16 protein-coding genes, 1 tRNA gene and 2 pseudogenes are annotated in these 16,108 nt (G+C 58.7%); 6 read left to right on the top strand and 13 right to left on the bottom strand.

Annotated features, from left to right (window positions below; all coding sequences use genetic code 11):
* Positions 1-76 precede the first annotated feature (76 nt).
* Positions 77-484 (bottom strand): Cd(II)/Pb(II)-responsive transcriptional regulator, encoded by a 408-nt coding sequence (gene cadR, locus G1E_RS09425; RefSeq protein ID WP_009686174.1) that lies wholly within the window; start codon positions 482-484, stop codon positions 77-79.
* Between the two features lie 98 nt (positions 485-582).
* On the opposite strand from cadR, the gene G1E_RS09420 reads away from it, so the two are divergent.
* The 5 genes and pseudogenes from G1E_RS09420 to G1E_RS27460 form a co-directional block, all read left to right on the top strand.
* Complete coding sequence (locus G1E_RS09420; RefSeq protein ID WP_008928737.1) at positions 583-1,479, top strand: cation transporter; 897 nt, start codon at positions 583-585, stop codon at positions 1,477-1,479.
* Between the two features lie 142 nt (positions 1,480-1,621).
* Positions 1,622-2,383, top strand: a complete 762-nt coding sequence (locus G1E_RS09415) for a ZIP family metal transporter (protein ID WP_009686175.1) — start codon at positions 1,622-1,624, stop codon at positions 2,381-2,383.
* Between the two features lie 294 nt (positions 2,384-2,677).
* On the top strand, positions 2,678-4,117 hold the full coding sequence (gene lnt / locus G1E_RS09410) for an apolipoprotein N-acyltransferase (RefSeq protein WP_009686176.1): 1,440 nt from the start codon (positions 2,678-2,680) through the stop codon (positions 4,115-4,117).
* A 53-nt stretch (positions 4,118-4,170) separates the two neighbouring features.
* The gene (gene lspA / locus G1E_RS09405; protein ID WP_008930575.1) at positions 4,171-4,692 is read left to right on the top strand and encodes a signal peptidase II; all 522 of its coding nucleotides are present in this window, start codon (positions 4,171-4,173) and stop codon (positions 4,690-4,692) included.
* Positions 4,693-4,820: 128 nt separating this feature from the next.
* Positions 4,821-5,631, top strand: a pseudogene (locus G1E_RS27460) (ISL3 family transposase); the annotation flags it as partial.
* 97 nt (positions 5,632-5,728) lie between these two features.
* Here the strand turns inward: G1E_RS27460 and G1E_RS29360 are convergent.
* Positions 5,729-5,851: pseudogene (locus G1E_RS29360) on the bottom strand (integrase); the annotation flags it as partial.
* Between the two features lie 58 nt (positions 5,852-5,909).
* Between G1E_RS29360 and G1E_RS09390 the strand changes: the two are divergent.
* The gene (locus G1E_RS09390) at positions 5,910-6,200 is read left to right on the top strand and encodes a hypothetical protein (protein WP_009686180.1); all 291 of its coding nucleotides are present in this window, start codon (positions 5,910-5,912) and stop codon (positions 6,198-6,200) included.
* Here G1E_RS09390 and G1E_RS09385 read toward each other — a convergent pair.
* The 11 genes from G1E_RS09385 to G1E_RS09335 all read right to left on the bottom strand — a co-directional run bounded on the left by G1E_RS09385 (position 6,197) and on the right by G1E_RS09335 (position 15,812).
* Positions 6,197-7,441 (bottom strand): tyrosine-type recombinase/integrase, encoded by a 1,245-nt coding sequence (locus G1E_RS09385; RefSeq protein ID WP_009686181.1) that lies wholly within the window; start codon positions 7,439-7,441, stop codon positions 6,197-6,199. The genes G1E_RS09390 and G1E_RS09385 overlap by 4 nt on opposite strands.
* A 187-nt stretch (positions 7,442-7,628) precedes the next feature.
* Entirely contained in the window at positions 7,629-8,729 is a 1,101-nt protein-coding gene (gene ychF, locus G1E_RS09380; RefSeq protein ID WP_009686182.1) for a redox-regulated ATPase YchF, read from the bottom strand.
* Positions 8,730-8,753: 24 nt separating this feature from the next.
* Positions 8,754-9,338 (bottom strand): aminoacyl-tRNA hydrolase, encoded by a 585-nt coding sequence (gene pth, locus G1E_RS09375; protein WP_009686183.1) that lies wholly within the window; start codon positions 9,336-9,338, stop codon positions 8,754-8,756.
* A 79-nt stretch (positions 9,339-9,417) separates the two neighbouring features.
* Complete coding sequence (locus G1E_RS09370; protein ID WP_009686184.1) at positions 9,418-10,017, bottom strand: 50S ribosomal protein L25/general stress protein Ctc; 600 nt, start codon at positions 10,015-10,017, stop codon at positions 9,418-9,420.
* 120 nt (positions 10,018-10,137) lie between these two features.
* Positions 10,138-11,079, bottom strand: a complete 942-nt coding sequence (locus G1E_RS09365; RefSeq protein ID WP_003247410.1) for a ribose-phosphate pyrophosphokinase — start codon at positions 11,077-11,079, stop codon at positions 10,138-10,140.
* Positions 11,080-11,127: 48 nt separating this feature from the next.
* Positions 11,128-11,202 (bottom strand) — tRNA-Gln (locus G1E_RS09360).
* A 21-nt stretch (positions 11,203-11,223) separates the two neighbouring features.
* On the bottom strand, positions 11,224-12,084 hold the full coding sequence (gene ispE / locus G1E_RS09355) for a 4-(cytidine 5'-diphospho)-2-C-methyl-D-erythritol kinase (RefSeq protein ID WP_047149786.1): 861 nt from the start codon (positions 12,082-12,084) through the stop codon (positions 11,224-11,226).
* A gap of 4 nt (positions 12,085-12,088) precedes the next feature.
* Positions 12,089-12,706, bottom strand: coding sequence for a lipoprotein insertase outer membrane protein LolB (lolB, locus tag G1E_RS09350; protein WP_047149785.1), 618 nt, complete (start codon positions 12,704-12,706; stop codon positions 12,089-12,091).
* A 4-nt stretch (positions 12,707-12,710) separates the two neighbouring features.
* Positions 12,711-14,432 carry a tetratricopeptide repeat protein gene (locus G1E_RS09345; RefSeq protein WP_009686189.1) on the bottom strand — a complete coding sequence of 574 codons (1,722 nt, stop codon included), beginning with the start codon at positions 14,430-14,432 and terminating at the stop codon, positions 12,711-12,713.
* A 285-nt stretch (positions 14,433-14,717) separates the two neighbouring features.
* A complete protein-coding gene (locus G1E_RS09340; RefSeq protein ID WP_009686190.1) occupies positions 14,718-15,104 on the bottom strand; it encodes a hypothetical protein in 387 nt (128 codons plus the stop codon).
* Positions 15,105-15,452: 348 nt separating this feature from the next.
* On the bottom strand, positions 15,453-15,812 hold the full coding sequence (locus G1E_RS09335; RefSeq protein ID WP_009686191.1) for a hypothetical protein: 360 nt from the start codon (positions 15,810-15,812) through the stop codon (positions 15,453-15,455).
* Positions 15,813-16,108 lie beyond the last annotated feature (296 nt).

Genomic DNA, 16,108 nt, shown 5'->3' with positions numbered 1-16,108 from the left:
TTAAATGGTTGATCTTACCTTTGCATGAGAGTGAGACAGACCGGCATCTCATCGGATTATCTGGTTGATGCTTCACCTACTGCTGGTGCATGTTTCCTTCGCTAATTCCAGCAAGAACCCCACACGCCTCAACTTCCCGGTCATCGTTGCAACTCGCTCTCAGTGAAACGAGTTGTTTCTCAAGCGCTTGCAGAGCGGTTATCTGCGACCGCACATGAGAGATGTGATCATCGAGCAAGGCGTTGACGGCGGTACAAGGCTGATGAGGGTCGTCCTCATAGCTCTGTAGTTCGTGAATCTCAGCCAGTGACAGGCCCAGGATTCTGCAGCGACGGATGAAGGCCAGCCCCTCACCATGCTTCTCGGTATAGACACGGTAACCGTTGTCCTGCCGATCAGGCGGCGGCAACAGGCCCTGCTGCTCATAGAAGCGGATCGTCTGCGTGTCGATACCCGCTATCTGGGCTAACTGACCAATGCGCATCAGGCTTACTCCTCAACGGATCATCTGTCCCATTGACCTTATAGTAGCTATATAGTTTTTAATACTAGCAATCTATGTTGGTTAACTGGAGCCGTATCGTGAGTAAAGCCTGTGGTGGCCCATGTAGCTGCGATGCAACGCCTGCAGCGGATACCGATATGCCGGTCTCCTCCGAAGCGTCAGGGGAATGGGTCAGCGTGTATGCTGTGCCGAAGATGGATTGTCCCTCAGAAGAACGGATGATCCGCTTGGCGCTGAACGGCTTTGATGAGATTCGAACGCTGTCCTTCGACTTGTCGAACCGCCGATTGGAGGTCGTGCATGACGGCGAGGCTGAGCCCATTACCGCGAAACTGGCGACCTTGGGGCTAGGCGCCTCTCTTCAGGAAACCGTCATTGCCGACCCAGAGACGATCAAGGCCGCTGAGAGCTCGGCAGTCTCTGCTACGCAGGAGTCAGGCACTCTGCGCGTGTTGCTCGGTATCAATGCGATCATGTTCGTGGTGGAAATGACTGCTGGCCTGATCGCCCAGTCTACCGGCCTGATCGCTGATTCCCTGGATATGTTTGCCGATGCAGCCGTCTATGGCCTGGCTCTCTATGCCGTAGGGCGCAGTGCGAAAATGCAGGTACGTGCCGCGCATCTGGCAGGGGTACTGCAACTGATTTTGGCTATCGGCGTACTCGTCGAGGTGGTGCGACGCTTTGTTTTCGGTAGTGAGCCTGAATCGCTGATGATGATGGCGATCGCCTTCGTCGCGTTGATCGCCAATACCGGTTGCCTGCTGTTGATATCCAAGCACCGCGAAGGCGGCGCGCATATGAAGGCAAGCTGGATATTCTCGGCCAATGATGTGGTGATCAACATGGGCGTCATCGCCGCCGGTGCCTTGGTCGCCTGGACGGGGTCCAGCTACCCTGACCTGATTATCGGTACCATCGTGGGCCTGATCGTCCTCAACGGCGCTCGGCGCATCCTGGCGCTCAAGGGGTGAGGCTGCACGGTACGCAGCTATCGATGCCTGGGACACTTGATCGAAGTGGCTGTACAAGCGCGCTAGGCCTGAACGACAGCATATAGCGCGAAGGCTCGGAGCCAGCAAGGTAGCGTATCTAGGAATCAACCAAGGAAGGAAGATGATGGATAGTATCTGGCTGGTACTCGGCCTGGCGCTGTTGCCCGCCTTAGGCAATTTTAGTGGTGGGCTCGCTGCGGAGGCCTCCCGAACTACCGGGCGCCGTCTCAATTACGCCCTTCACGGCGCTGCCGGCCTCGTCATTGCGGTGGTGGCGGTTGAAATCATGCCGCGCGTGCTAGAGAACCTCTCAGCCTGGGTAATCGCCCTCGCTTTCGCGCTGGGCGGCATTGCTTACGTAGGTATCGAGAAGCTCGTTGAGAGTCTCCAGAAGCGACAAGGCCAGCAGGGAGAAGGCGGTCAGACGAGTGTCTGGATGATCTATATCGCCGTATCCATCGACCTGTTCAGCGATGGCCTCCTGATCGGGGCGGGGTCGGCGGTCTCACCGTCGGTCGCGATAATCCTGGCGGCGGGTCAGGTTCTCGCCGATGTTCCTGAGGGCTTTGCGACGATCGCCACCATGAAAGATAAAGGAATCCCTCGTAGCAAGCGGATACTGCTCTCTGCTTCCTTCGCGATTCCTGTGCTCTCGGCAGCCGTCTTTGCTTACTTCGTACTCAGGAACCAGCCGGAGGCATTTAAGCTAGCGGCACTGACGTTCACGGCAGGCCTTCTCACGGTCGCTGCCATCGAAGATATGGTCTCCGAGGCTCACGAGAGCGGTGACGATACGCACATCTCACCGCTGGCTTTCATAGGCGGCTTCGTCCTGTTCGTTCTGGTATCAGCGGGCTTGGAAGGGGTGGTATCGCAAAGCTAACGTACTGCTCCCCAACACAGCCACTGTCGTGCTGGCCGAATACGAAGCAGCTCCCAGCTTACGGCGCACCTAGTCGAGTCCAGAAACATTCACTTTGCCACCCTGGCCAGCCGGCCGAATGAATTGACGCAGCTTGATTAAGCGGAGCAAGAAAGCATGAGCCACAGGGTTGATCCTGGATTCGGAGGCGAGAGAGCATTGGGTGATAAGTGCGCGCTACCCTCTAGCCTATACACGGGCGTGCGCTATAAGCCGCTTCTGACAGGGGGGATGGCTCTACTTGCTGGAGGCGCCATGCCGCTTGCCTTTGCCCCTGTGGGCTGGGCATGGCTTGCGGTGATCGCTCTGGCAACATTTTTTGTCCTGACCGCGCAGTCTTCAAGGCGTCAGGCGCTGTGGTCGGCCTACCTCTTTGGCCTTGGCTACTTCGGCGTGGGTGTCTCCTGGGTCTTTATCAGCATTAGCCAGTACGGCAATGGCCCCGTGGTGGCGGTGTTAGTCACGGCGGCCTTTGTCTCGCTGCTCGCCCTCTTTCCATGGGGCGTCGCGTACCTCGTGCGCTGCCTGCGCCCTGAGATGGATGCAATGGCACTCTGGCTAGGGCTACCTGCGGCATGGGTGCTGAGTGAATGGATGCGCACCTGGTTCTTGACCGGCTTTCCCTGGCTCTTCATTGGCTACAGCCAGACCGACACCACACTTGCCACTATCGCTCCCGTCTTTGGCGTGCTTGGCGTGAGTTTACTGGTGGCACTTCTCGCTGGCGGGCTTGCCTGGGTTGTCCAGGGGCCAAGCCTGCGCCGTGCTGCGGTAGTCGGTGCCGTGTTAGTCGCTACCCTCGCCGGCTTGCAACTGCTGGATCGTGAATGGACGCAGCCAGCCGCTGACCCGATCGATGTCGTCCTCTTGCAAGGAAACATCGCGCAAGACAAGAAATGGGACCCGAGATACCGGGACATCACACTTGAGCGCTATCAGGCGCTTACCGCGCAGCATCTCGGAGCCGATATCGTGATCTGGCCAGAAGCGGCAATCCCGATGTGGCATGACCAGGCCAAAGCATATCTTGCTGAGCTTGAGGCGTTAGCCGATCAGGCAGGCACATCGTTAATGATTGGCGTCCCGGTACGCGAGGCGGAGGGCCGTACCTACAACGCCGTGGTAAGCCTCTCCGATCCCTCAGGCTTCTACTACAAACGCCACCTGGTGCCCTTCGGTGAATATGTTCCGTTTCGGGATCTTTTGGGGTCGGCCCTCGACGTGCTCGGGGCGCCCATGTCCGACTTCACACCGGGACGGGAAGCGCACGTCCTGAATGCAGCAGGGGTGCCCGTAGGGGCACTCATCTGCTACGAGGCGGTCTTTGGTGCCGAAGTCACTGAGCTTCTGCCCGAAGCGCAGTTACTGGTGAATGTCAGCAACGATGCCTGGTTCGGCAGCTCGCTCGGCCCCCTCCAGCATTTCCAGATGGCACGCATGCGTGCCATCGAAACCGGACGTGACCTTCTTCGAGCCACGAACACCGGTATCACAGCAGCCATCAATCATGAGGGCAAAGTGCTCAAGCGTGCTCCGCAGTTCGAAGTGGCCACCCTCAGCGCCGAAGTGACACCGCGAACTGGCGCGCCCCCTTATGTGCGCTGGCGGGATTGGCCTGTCCTTGGCCTGACCGCACTCGGACTCGGCCTGCTCCTGCTCCGTCGAATTCGTCGGCATCATCGGTTGGGTACATGACGCTTGTTATTTAGCAGCGAGCAAATTCTAGATTGGGTCAGGAGGAAGGGGATATGTCTACTTATGGCAGTCGGCTCGCAGAGAAAGCCCACGAGCCGGGAAAGGCGATGCGCTGGCTGTGGCTCTCGCTCCTGTTACTGTTTGTCGATCAGGCGAGCAAGTACCTTGCCAGCACCATGCTAGCGCATGGTGAAAGCGTGCCTGCCGCACCCTTCTTCAATTGGGTCCACCGCCACAATACGGGGGCGGCCTTCAGCTTTCTCGCGGATGTCGGCGGTTGGCAGCAGCCGCTTTTCATCGGACTGGCCCTGGTTATCTCGATATTACTGGTGTACTGGCTTTGGCGTTCACCACGCGTACTGAGTTATCGGCTCGCCCTCAGTGCGATCCTCGGCGGCGCGTTGGGCAATGTCGCAGATCGCTTGCGGTTAGGCTACGTAGAGGATTTTCTCGATTTTCACTATGCCCAGTGGCACTGGCCATCGTTCAACCTAGCGGACGTATGGATCTTCCTCGGTGTCGCCCTCTTTATTTGGGCGGAAATACGACATCAACCAGGCAGCCGCCGCCGCTGAATCGCCTAGCGTCTTCGCTATCGCATGCTTGACTTCCGGAATAGGCGCGTCCTGGGCCTTGATAAGGCGGCACGCCTTCATGAGCCAGCTGTACGTTCCTGATGCACGACTGCTGCCAAGGGCTCTGCTGCATCCTAACCAATCTGGAAGAGCGCACCCTGCTGGACCTGCTACCCGGTCGTCAGCAAGAGAGGGTGACAAGACGCCTCATGAGCATGGCCAACCGCCACCAGGTCGAGATCGTCAGCATGGACATGTGGAAGCCCTACCGCCGCGCCTTCCAGACGGTGCTGCCACAGGCCCGTATCGTGGTCGATAAGTTCCACGTCGTGCGCATGGCCAACGAGGCCTTAGAGAAGATCCGCAAAGGCCTAAGGAAGGAGTTGAAGCCCAATCAGCGCCGGACCCTCAAAGGTGACCGGAAAATCCTGCTGAAGCGCGCTCACGACGTTTCAGACCGCGAACGGCTCATCATGGAGACCTGGACAGGAGCATTCCCCCCAGCTCTTGGCGGCTTACGAGCGCAAGGAGCGCTTCTACCATATCTGGGACTGTACCAATCGGCGTGGTGCCGAACAGGCTCTCGCCACCTGGATTGACAACATCCCTCAGGGGCAGAAGGAGGTTTGGAAGGATCTCGTCAGCGCCGTCAGTGGCTGGCGTGAAGAGATGCTGACCTACTTTGAGACCGACATCCCGATCACCAACGCTTTCACGTAGTCGATAAACCGCCTAGCCAAGGACAAAAACCGTGATGGCCGGGGCTATTCGTTCGAGGTAATGCGAGCCCGGATGCTCTATACCACCAAGCACAAGAAGAAGGCGCCACAAGTCAAGGAATCCCCGTTTCTGGGCAGAGCCACCATGACCTACAACATGGGACTCCCCGAGCCTGAGAAGAACTTCGGTGTCGATCTATCAACCTTCTGGAAGGACTAAGGGTTGGATGGGGCTGGAAGGCCCATCAACCACTTAATCCGGATACCCGATTTTATGTCTGGGCGGTTATGCGCTCTGGTCGGCAGCAGACCATCCATCAGTGTATCGAAACGACCTTTCTGTCCCGCTTTTCCTTGATAGCCGACATCGCAAGGTTGCCGGCAGCTGCTTGCTGGATGTGCTCGCTCCACCCGGCCATCATCGGGCGTCTGCGCTCAACTCAGTAGTGCCTGTTAAGCGGCTCGTTTATAGTCCTCTGCTTCGACATGGGAGGAAATATGCAAGTTAAGCCAGTAGGTCAGCTCGTTTTTGAGGTAAACCGCGTTCCGCATCAAATTTCTGCCAGCAAACTGTCCCAGGGGGATCAGAAAAAGCAATCAGGCCTGAAAAATAAAGATGGCTCGGAGGAGTGGTCAGTAACCTTCACAGCTGAGTCGGAGTTCGGCCAGTTTGTTTGGGTTGTGTCCTTTACCTTAGGCAATGAGGGGCTCGATGTTGATGATTCTGATATGGTTAAAAAGCCCGAAGGTGTAAAAGTGGTCACGGACGTGTCTTTCAAGTCAGTCTAAGGGTTTTCCTTTTTCCAGCTGTCCAGCATGTCCGCCCATCTCTGCATCATCATGGCTCGATCACTCAAATACTCGGCATGGTTGTAGGTGCGGCGGACAGCGTTTTGCTCGGTATGGGCGAGCTGTCTTTCGATCCAGTCTGCTGAATAGCCCATCTCATTGAGTCTGGTGCTGCCCGTTGTCCTCGTGGCATGCGGGCTGTATTTACCTCCCCAGCCTAGTGTGTTGAGCATCTGGCGGAATGAGGCCGCAACCATTGGGCGGGTGCGTACGTCGCGGTGAGGAAATACGTGGGTGTATTTTCCTGTTATGGAATGCAGGCCTCGCAGTATTTCGACTGCCTGTCGCGGCAGTGGCACTGTGTGATCTTTGCGCTTTTTCATCCGTTCGGCGGGAATGCGCCAAAGCGCCTTCTCCAGGTCAAACTCTGCCCATTGAGCCTCTACAGCTTCATTGGGGCGGCAAAGAGTCAGCCACATGAGCTGGAAAGCGCAGAGGGTCTCATGGCGCCCGCCGTGAGATTCGACATCGCGTAACAGTTGGCCAATTTCTTCGGTGGAGAGAGGGCGTTTGTGCTGAGTCTTGTTAGCTGGCAGGGCTTTTCGAACGGGGTGTACCGGGTCGGTGCTGGCTCGCAGCGTGGAAATTGCCAGCTCGAAAACTCCGGACATGCTCCGCTTGGCTTCCTGGGCAACAGATGGGCCATTGTCTTGAGTAGCTGCTCTGAGCACTTCCAGAATGTGCACGGGGGTGATGGCCTTAATCGGCAGATCGCCTATTTTGGGAAAAACGACGCGTTCAAGCATGTTGAGTCGTCTGGACTTGGTGATCTCCTCCCAGTCCTTCAGTGAAAGCCACTCTTTGGCGACGGCTTCAAACGTAATGGCCTTCTCGTGGTCGCGCTTCACCCGCTCCTGTTGCCGGTGGTGCGCGGGATTGATGCCCTGTATGACTAGGGCGCGGGCTTTCACGCGCTCATCGCGTGCCTCCGCAAGAGTGAAGCGGCGCCCTTTGCGGCGCTCTTCGGCGTGCTCGGGTGATTCCCCTTTGGGCGCGATTACATAGCCCCCAATCGCGAACACGCTTTCCTTCCTGCCGGTTCCGTCGTTCAGCTCGAACCGATAGCGCCATGCCTTAACCCCGTTAGGCTTCACCTCAAGGTAAAGGCCATTGCCATCTGTGAGCTTGTAGGGCTTTTCCTTGGGCTTGGCGGTACGGCACTCGGTATCGGTAAGCGGCATGGCTGCTCAATCCTGTTATACCCGGTTATATGGGTGGGTGAATTTTTCGATACCCGGTAGCGTACCCGGTAAATATGTGGATCGTATAGATTCTTGTCGGACCTTTTCGGAAAAGAAAAACCCCTTGAGGCTTCATTCCTCAAGGGGTTCTGTGTCCGGTAAGGTCCGGTGAAATACAAGTTGCTGTTTAGACGTTGAAGCGGAAGTGCATCACGTCGCCATCTTTGACGATGTAGTCCTTGCCTTCCAGGCGCCACTTACCGGCTTCCTTGGCGCCGCTTTCACCCTTGAACTGGATGAAGTCGTCATAGGCCACGACTTCAGCGCGGATGAAGCCTTTTTCGAAGTCGGTGTGGATAACCCCGGCCGCCTGGGGTGCGGTGGCGCCCACGCGTACGGTCCAGGCGCGAACTTCCTGCACGCCAGCAGTGAAGTAGGTCTGCAGGTTGAGCAGTTCGTAACCGGCGCGGATCACGCGGTTCAGGCCTGGCTCTTCCAGACCCAGGGCCTCGAGGAACATGTCTTTCTCTTCGCCATCGTCGAGCTCGGCGATTTCTGCTTCGATCTTGTTGCACACCGGCACCACGACCGCGCCTTCTTCCTCGGCAATGGCCTTGACCACGTCCAGGTGCGGGTTGTTGTCGAAGCCGTCTTCGGCGACGTTGGCGATGTACATCACCGGCTTGCTGGTCAGCAGGTGGAAGCCGCGGATGACCGCCTTGTCTTCGGCGCCCATGTTCTTCATCAGGCTGCGTGCCGGCTTGCCTTCGGTGAAGTGCGGGATCAGCTGCTCGAGGATGGCCTTCTGTGCCAGCGCCTCTTTGTCACCGCCCTTGGCATTGCGCGCAACCTTCTGCAGTTGCTTCTCGCAGCTGTCCAGGTCAGCGAAGATCAGTTCGAGGTCGATGATCTCGATGTCACGCTTGGGGTCCACACTGTTGGAAACGTGGATCACGTTCTCGTCTTCGAAGCAGCGGACCACATGGGCAATGGCGTCGGTCTCGCGGATGTTGGCGAGGAACTTGTTGCCCAGGCCTTCGCCTTTCGATGCACCGGCCACCAGGCCGGCAATGTCGACGAACTCCATGGTGGTCGGCAGGATGCGGTTCGGCTTGACGATTTCAGCCAGCGCAGCCAGGCGCGCGTCGGGCATCGGCACGATGCCGCTGTTCGGCTCGATAGTGCAGAAAGGGAAGTTCTCCGCCGCGATGCCAGATTTGGTCAAGGCGTTGAACAGGGTGGACTTGCCGACGTTGGGCAGGCCGACGATGCCGCAATTGAAACCCATGGGTATTCCCCTCTCTAAAGGAAATCAGGCCTTCTGGCTGTGCAGTTCGCGCATCGCCTTGGCGAAATCGCCGGCAAGCACGTCCGGCAGCACGCCGAGGGCAAAATCGATGCTGGCGTCGAGCTTCTCCTGCTCGGCGCGCGGCGCGCGGCCCAGGACGAAGTTGGAGACCAGTTTGGCGTCGCCCGGGTGGCCGATGCCAAGCCGCAGGCGGTGGAAGTCGTTCTGGTTGCCGAGCTGCGCGATGATGTCGCGCAGGCCGTTGTGCCCCCCATGACCGCCGCCGCGCTTGAGCTTGGCAACGCCCGGGGGCAGGTCGAGTTCGTCGTGCGCCACCAGGATCGCTTCCGGCTTGATGCGGAAGAAATTGGCCAAGGCCGCCACGGCCTGACCGCTACGGTTCATGTAGGTGGTGGGGATCAACAAACGAACGTCGTTGCCCTGATGGCTGAACTTAGCCGTCAGGCCGAAATATTTTTTGTCAGCGGTCAGCGAAACACGCTGGGCGCTGGCAATGCGTTCAACGAAAAGAGCCCCTGCGTTATGCCGGGTCTGTTCGTATTCGGGGCCGGGGTTACCCAGGCCGACGATCAACTGGATGGCGGTCACGTCAGGGGCTCTTCCTTGGAGTTGGTGGGCTACAGTGCGCGCGGCACTGTAACCCGATCAACGCCGGCGTGCGAGTGGATTACTCGGCAGCGCCTTCTTCAGCAGCTTCGGCGGAAACGCGCGGAGCGTGAACGTTGGCAACAGCTTTGTCATCACCGTGGGCCAGAGCGACGAACTCTACGCCTTTCGGAGCTTTCAGGTCCGACAGGTGGATGATGGTGCCGATTTCAGCGTTGGCCAGGTCGACTTCGATGAACTCTGGCAGGTCTTTGGCTTCGCAGGAAACTTCGATCTGCGATTCAACGTGCGAAACTTCGCCGCCTTTCTTGACCGGTGCTTCTTCGTTGATGAAGTGCACTGGAACAACAGCGGTCAGCTTCTGGCCAGCTACGACGCGAACGAAGTCGGCGTGCATGATAAAGCCTTTGGCTGGGTGACGCTGCATGGCCTTGACCACGACGTTCTGCTTGGCGCCGTCGACGTTCAGTTCGATAACGTGGCTGAAGGCAGCTTCGTTTTCGAACAGTTTGGCGATTTCCTTGGCCACGATGGTCAGGGACTGGGCTTCTTTATCGCCACCGTAAACTACGGCAGGGATGCTGGCGGAGTGACGCAGGCGGCGGCTCGCACCTTTCCCCAGGTCAGTACGCGCTTGGGCGTTCAGGATGAAATCGGTCATTTTACTTCTCCAAAATAGCCTCCCGAATGGCGTTTGCGACCAGCGCCAGACGGGGATGGCAAAAAAGCCCCGCCCCAACACAGGTTGGGGCGGGGCGCTTCATATCAACACGGGTTCCGCTTAGCGGAACATCGCGCTGATCGATTCTTCGTTGCTGATACGGCGTACCGCTTCAGCGACAACCGGTGCGATATCCAGCTGGCGGATACGGTCACAGGCTTGAGCAGCGGCGGACAGCGGTACGGTGTTGGTCACCACCAGCTCGTCCAGTACCGACTTCTCGATGTTCTCGATCGCGCGGCCCGACAGGACAGGGTGCGTGCAATAGGCATAAACCTTGGCAGCGCCGTGTTCTTTCAGAGCTTTGGCCGCGTGGCACAGGGTGCCGGCGGTGTCGACCATGTCGTCTACCAGGATGCAGGTGCGCCCTTCGACGTCGCCGATGATGTGCATGACCTCGGAGTGGTTAGCCTTTTCACGGCGTTTGTCGATGATACCCAGGTCGACACCCAGGGACTTGGCGACGGCGCGTGCGCGCACAACACCACCGATGTCCGGGGATACGATCATGAGGTTCTCGAAACGCTGGTCTTCGATGTCGTCTACCAGTACGGGCGAGCCGTAGATGTTGTCGACGGGAATATCGAAGAAGCCTTGGATCTGGTCAGCGTGCAGGTCGACAGTGAGTACACGGTCGATACCGACGACAGTGAGCATGTCAGCGACGACTTTGGCGCTGATGGCTACACGTGCCGAACGCGGACGGCGGTCCTGGCGGGCATATCCGAAGTAAGGAATCACGGCGGTGATTCGGGATGCTGAGGAGCGGCGGAAGGCGTCGGCCATCACTACCAGTTCCATCAGGTTATCGTTGGTCGGGGCACAGGTCGGCTGAATAATGAAAACGTCTTTACCGCGAACATTTTCATTGATCTCAGTGCTGATCTCGCCGTCGGAGAATTTACCGACAGAGACGTCACCGAGAGGGATATGCAGCTGACGTACTACACGCCGAGCCAGATCGGGGTTAGCGTTCCCCGTAAAGACCATCATCTTGGACACGCGCAGTACCTGGAGGCTGAGGGTATACCTGGATGAGTATAAGGAAAATGGCAGGGGCGGCTGGATTCGAACCAACGCATGGCAGGATCAAAACCTGCTGCCTTACCGCTTGGCGACGCCCCTGTATCTGTTGCTTGCGAACGCTTATGCGCCCGACTTCTTGACCAGACTTTGCAGCTTGCGATGCAACACCGAAACATTGCTTCCTTTCGCCACAAACCCTGTTTGGGTCGCTGAAAGAAGGGCCAGAACTTTATCAGCTTCGGCTTTGCTTGGGAAGGCCCCAAACACACAGCTTCCAGTGCCGGTTAATCGAGCTTCGGTGAATTTTCCCAGTGAATTCAATGCGTTTCGAACTTCTGGGTAATTCTGCTCTACCACCGGTTGGCAGTCATTTCGACTGTTTCCCTTGGGAACGGGGCGCATCTTAAGGGGCAGTGAATCACGTGTCAACTGCGGATGTGAAAAAATTTCTGCTGTGCTGACAGACACTTGCGGCACCAGCACGACATACCAGGGTTCTTCCGGGTCGACCGGGGTCAGCTGTTCGCCCACGCCCTGGGCGAAGGCTGCATGGCCGCGCACGAATACCGGTACATCCGCCCCCAGGCTCAGGCCAAGGGCGGCCAGGCGGTCTTCGTCCCAATCCAGCTGCCACAGGTGGGCGAGGGCCAGCAGGGTGGTGGCAGCATCCGAACTGCCGCCGCCGATACCGCCACCCATGGGCAGGACCTTGGTCAGCCAGATGTCCGCACCCAATGGGGTACCTGATTGCGCTTGTAGCTTGCGCGCAGCACGCACGATCAGGTTGCTGTCGTGCGGCACCGCCTCGATAGGGGTATGCAACTGAATCACGCCGTCATCGCGTAGGGCGAAGCGCAGTTCGTCGCCGTGGTCGAGAAACTGAAACACCGTTTCCAGCTCATGGTAGCCGTCGGCGCGGCGGCCAACGATGTGCAGCCACAGGTTGAGCTTGGCCGGTGCCGGCAGGGTCAGGGTGTGCATGGGCTCACTGCCCCAGCTGGCGCGGCTGCCAGTCCTTGATCACCAGGGTCACGTCCAGGTCCTGGCCGTGCAGCTTCAGGCGCTCGGGCAGCCAGTAGCCGTTCTGCTCGGTGTAGCTCAGGTACTGCACCTGCCAGCCATCCTGGTCGAGGGTGGCCAGGCGGCTGTCGCCGTCAAGGCTCAGTGTGCTCTTGCTGTCAGGGGCGGGCAGGCCGCGTACCCACCACACCAGGTGCGAGACCGGCAATCGCCAGCCCAGTTGCTCTTCCAGCAGGGCTTCGGGGCTGGGGGCTTCGTAGCGGCCCTGGTTGGCCACTTCCAGCACCACGCCGCCGGGGCGACCGGTGAGGCGGGCGGCACCTCGGCCCAGCGGGCCGGCCAGGCGAATGTCGTAGTAATCCTGGCGTTGCAGCCAGAACAGCGTGCCGCTGCCGGAGTCGCGTGGTGCGCGGATGCCGACCTTGCCGTTGATCTGCCAGCCGTCGAGGCTGCTCAGTTGCTCTTTATGGGCGCGCCACTGCTGTGGGTCGCCATGGCCCTGCAGGGCCTCGCGGCTTCCAAAGCCGGCGCAGCCGGCGAGCAGGGCGATCAGGGTGAAGGTAATGCAATGGCGCAGAAACATGGCGTTAAAGGGTCTCGGATCCGGTCAGGCGCAGAAGGGTCTTGCGCAGGAGGGGGCTGTCGGGCTGGGCATCGAAGCCCTTGGCCCAGACCTGGCGGGCTTCGCGGCGTTTGCCGTTGGCCCACAGCACTTCGCCCAGGTGGGCGGCCACTTCGTGGTCGGGGAAGTTGGCAAACGCCTGGCGCAGGTAGGTTTCAGCCACGTCGAGGTTGCCCAGGCGGTAATTCACCCAGCCCAGGCTGTCGAGCACTGCCGGGTCGTCGGGGGTCAGCTGGTGGGCCTTTTCGATCAGCGTCCGGGCCTCGGCGTAGCGGGTTGTGCGGTCGGCCAGGGTGTAGCCCAGGGCATTCAGGGCCATGGCGTTTTCCGGCTCGCGGGCGATGATCGCGCGCAGGTCTTGTTCCATCTGCGCCAGGTCGTCGCGTTTTTCGGCCAGCATGGCGCGGGTGTAAAGCAGGTTGAGGTCGTCCGGGTAGCGCTGTATGGCCTGTTGCAGCACCTGGTTGGCCTGGGCGTCCTTGTTGTTGTTGCTGTAGCTTTCCGATTCGATCAGGTACAGCTGGAGGGCGTAGTCCGGCTGCGCTTCGCGGGCCTCGGCAAGCAGGCGCGAGGCCTCGCTGCCACGGCCGTTGGCGATCAGAATGTCGGCCTGGCGCAGTTGCGCCGGCAGGTAGTCGGGGCCCGGGCCGACCAGGGCGTATTCACGCAGGGCGCCTGCGGGGTCGTGGCGCTCTTCGCGGATACGGCCCAGGTTGAGGCGCGCGGCGTCGACGTTGCTGTCGCGTTCGACCAGTTCCTGCAGGTAGCCCTCGGCCTCGTCCCAGTCTTTGTTCTCCAGGCATACCAGGGCCAGGGAGTAGCGCAGTTCGTCGTCGTCGGGGTATTGCTGGACCAGGCTGAGGAATTCGCCCTTGGCATCGGCGATACGGTCCTGCTCGACCAGGGTGCGGGCGTAGGTCAGGCGCAGGCGTTTGTCGTCCGGGTTGTCGCGAATGGCCCCGCGCAGCAGGGGCAGGGCCTCGGGGCCGCGGTCCAGTGCCTGAAGCAGGCGGGCGCGCAGCAGGATCGGGGCAATTTCGCCATTTTGCGGGGGGTGTGACTCGAGCAGTTCCAACGCCTCTTCGGGCTTGTTGTCCTGGTTTAGCAGCAGGGCCTTGCCGAACACCAGTTGGCTGTTGTCCGGGTACTTGACCAGCAGGCGGTCGAAGCTTTGCAGCAGGCCGTCGCGGGTGCTCTGGTCAGTCTCGGCTGCCGACAGGGCGAGGAAATCGAAGTGGGTGTCGCCTTGGCCCTGCAGCACCTTTTCCATGTACGTCATGGAATCGTCGTAGCGGCCGGCGCGGGCTAGTTGGATGGCGGCGGCGCGCAGGGCGTCGAGGTTCTGCGGGTCGTTGCGCGCCCAGACCAGTGCGTTGTCCAGGGCCGGCTCGTCGGCGCCGAGGTACTCGGCGATGCGATAGGCGCGTTCGGAAACCCCTGGGTCCTGGGTTTTCTCGGCCTGGTCGGTGTAGTTGGCCAGGGCGATGTCGAAGCGGTTGCGCTGGCCGGCCAGTTCCGCCACCAGCAGGCTGTAGAGCGTGTCTTGTTTGAACGATCCATACACCACGGGCTTCTCGGCCTCAGCCTTGGCGGCATCGGCAACGGGAGGCTCGGCCTTTTGCGGGGCCAGGCTCTGGCAGCCCTGGAGCAGGGCGAAGGCAAGCAGCAATGCGTATGGTTTGTTCATAGAAGGCTTAATAGGAGGACTCACCGGCGGTCGCAGCATGATGACACAAGCGCGGGGGCAAACCCACCTGTGTGGTGTCTGGTTAACTGCGACCTTTGTGGTGGGAGAGGGTTCCGTGATGTGGTGGCTGTGCCGGGTGTTTGGCTTGGGTTTTTTGGCGGTTTATGAGATCGAGCGCAGATGGTGTAAAGGCGGACACCCGCGAAGCGCACCACTGCGTGGCGTTTACCCCAGAGCAGATGGTAGACGCCCTGCTGTAGCTGTCCGGCTGACGTTATTCTCTCGCTACCAACTGCGGCTTGGGTCCAGGGTATGCAGCCAAATGCGGAATAGAATAAGTGCTCCGATAAGTGTTGGGTGCATAGCCCCTAAGACGATCAGGGTGCGCTTCATGCCTATAGGGAAGCTCGTGACCTCATCAAGGTCAACTAAGCCTTTCCGTGCATATATCTTTGGTACTGTTAGCAGTATTGATATTGAGAGTGTGCGCATTACCTTGCCAATAAGGCCTGCTTGTGAAAAGGTTTTCTTATTTCCGCTTACGAATGCGCTATTCGGTAGTAGTGATTCGATCCTGCCAAGATGATAGGTTGATATGTAGAGGGATGCGCAAAGCGTGATGATCATGGCGGCCAAAATTATAAATGCAACAATGCCCACAGCAGTGCTCATTGGGTGCCTACCTTTTCATACAGTACTTCGCCGAGCGCTTCCCCTACAGCACCGCCAAGCATGTTTCCTCCCGTGGCTCCCGCAGCCCCACCAATAACAGCGCAGAGGAGTGCGCCTGTACCGGCTGTTGGCACGCCAAGAGCGAGACAAGTACTAGTGGCAATATTTCCACCGTAGCTTGCTGCTATCCCTCCCCCGGCGACACTGCCTGTCAAGGAAGATCCATGGACGTATTTAGCTCTTCTACACTCATTATCGCGGCCAGCGGTACAGGTTTTTGTAGGAAATTTCCCCTCGTTAAGTTGCCACGTCAGGTTTCGATTCGGGGCAAGTCGTATCGGCATGAAGTCATAGATAATGCGACAGCATCAAGGCAATGAACAAGGTGATGTGAATAATCCATAGGATTAACAAAATGCGCTTTTCGCGGAGGGGGGAGTTTTTTACTTCCTCAATTTCAGCGTAACCCCTGTAAATGAAGATTTTGGGTATAGCCAACAGTGTTGCAATCTGGCCGGTTCTTATTGTTTTGCCCAAGAGTCCGGCGTGCTGGTAATTTTTGATGTTGTCAGATACGAGGCGAGAGGTGGGGAGGAAAGATTCAAAATGCTCGGTGTATTTGTGTGAAATAATAATTTGCGCGCTAGCGGCAATTAACATTGCTGTAATCAGGATCAGCGCGATCAGTCCTGGCTCTATGTTAGTCATTTTGAGAACTCGTGATACAAAAAGTCACCTAATACCTCGCCTTTTTTTCTGCGAAATCACCGGCTAACTTCGCCCCGGCAGTGCCACCGATGACCGCGCAGGTGAGTGCCCTAGTCCGGCAGTCCCTACTCCTAGTGCCGGATACTGCGGGTGCAACAATATTCCCTCCTAGATAACCGCCTACAGCGCTACCAGCCAGGCCTCCAGCTAAGGATGCTCCGATCAACTTGTCGTGCAGCCGCGGCAAGTTGCAATTTTCCAGGCACCTACAGCGTTATTGGACGAAAAGTGACCGA

The sequence above is a fragment of the Pseudomonas sp. TJI-51 genome (assembly GCF_000190455.2).
Classification (GTDB): domain Bacteria; phylum Pseudomonadota; class Gammaproteobacteria; order Pseudomonadales; family Pseudomonadaceae; genus Aquipseudomonas; species Aquipseudomonas juntendi.
This window is presented reverse-complemented; position numbering and strand designations above follow the sequence as displayed.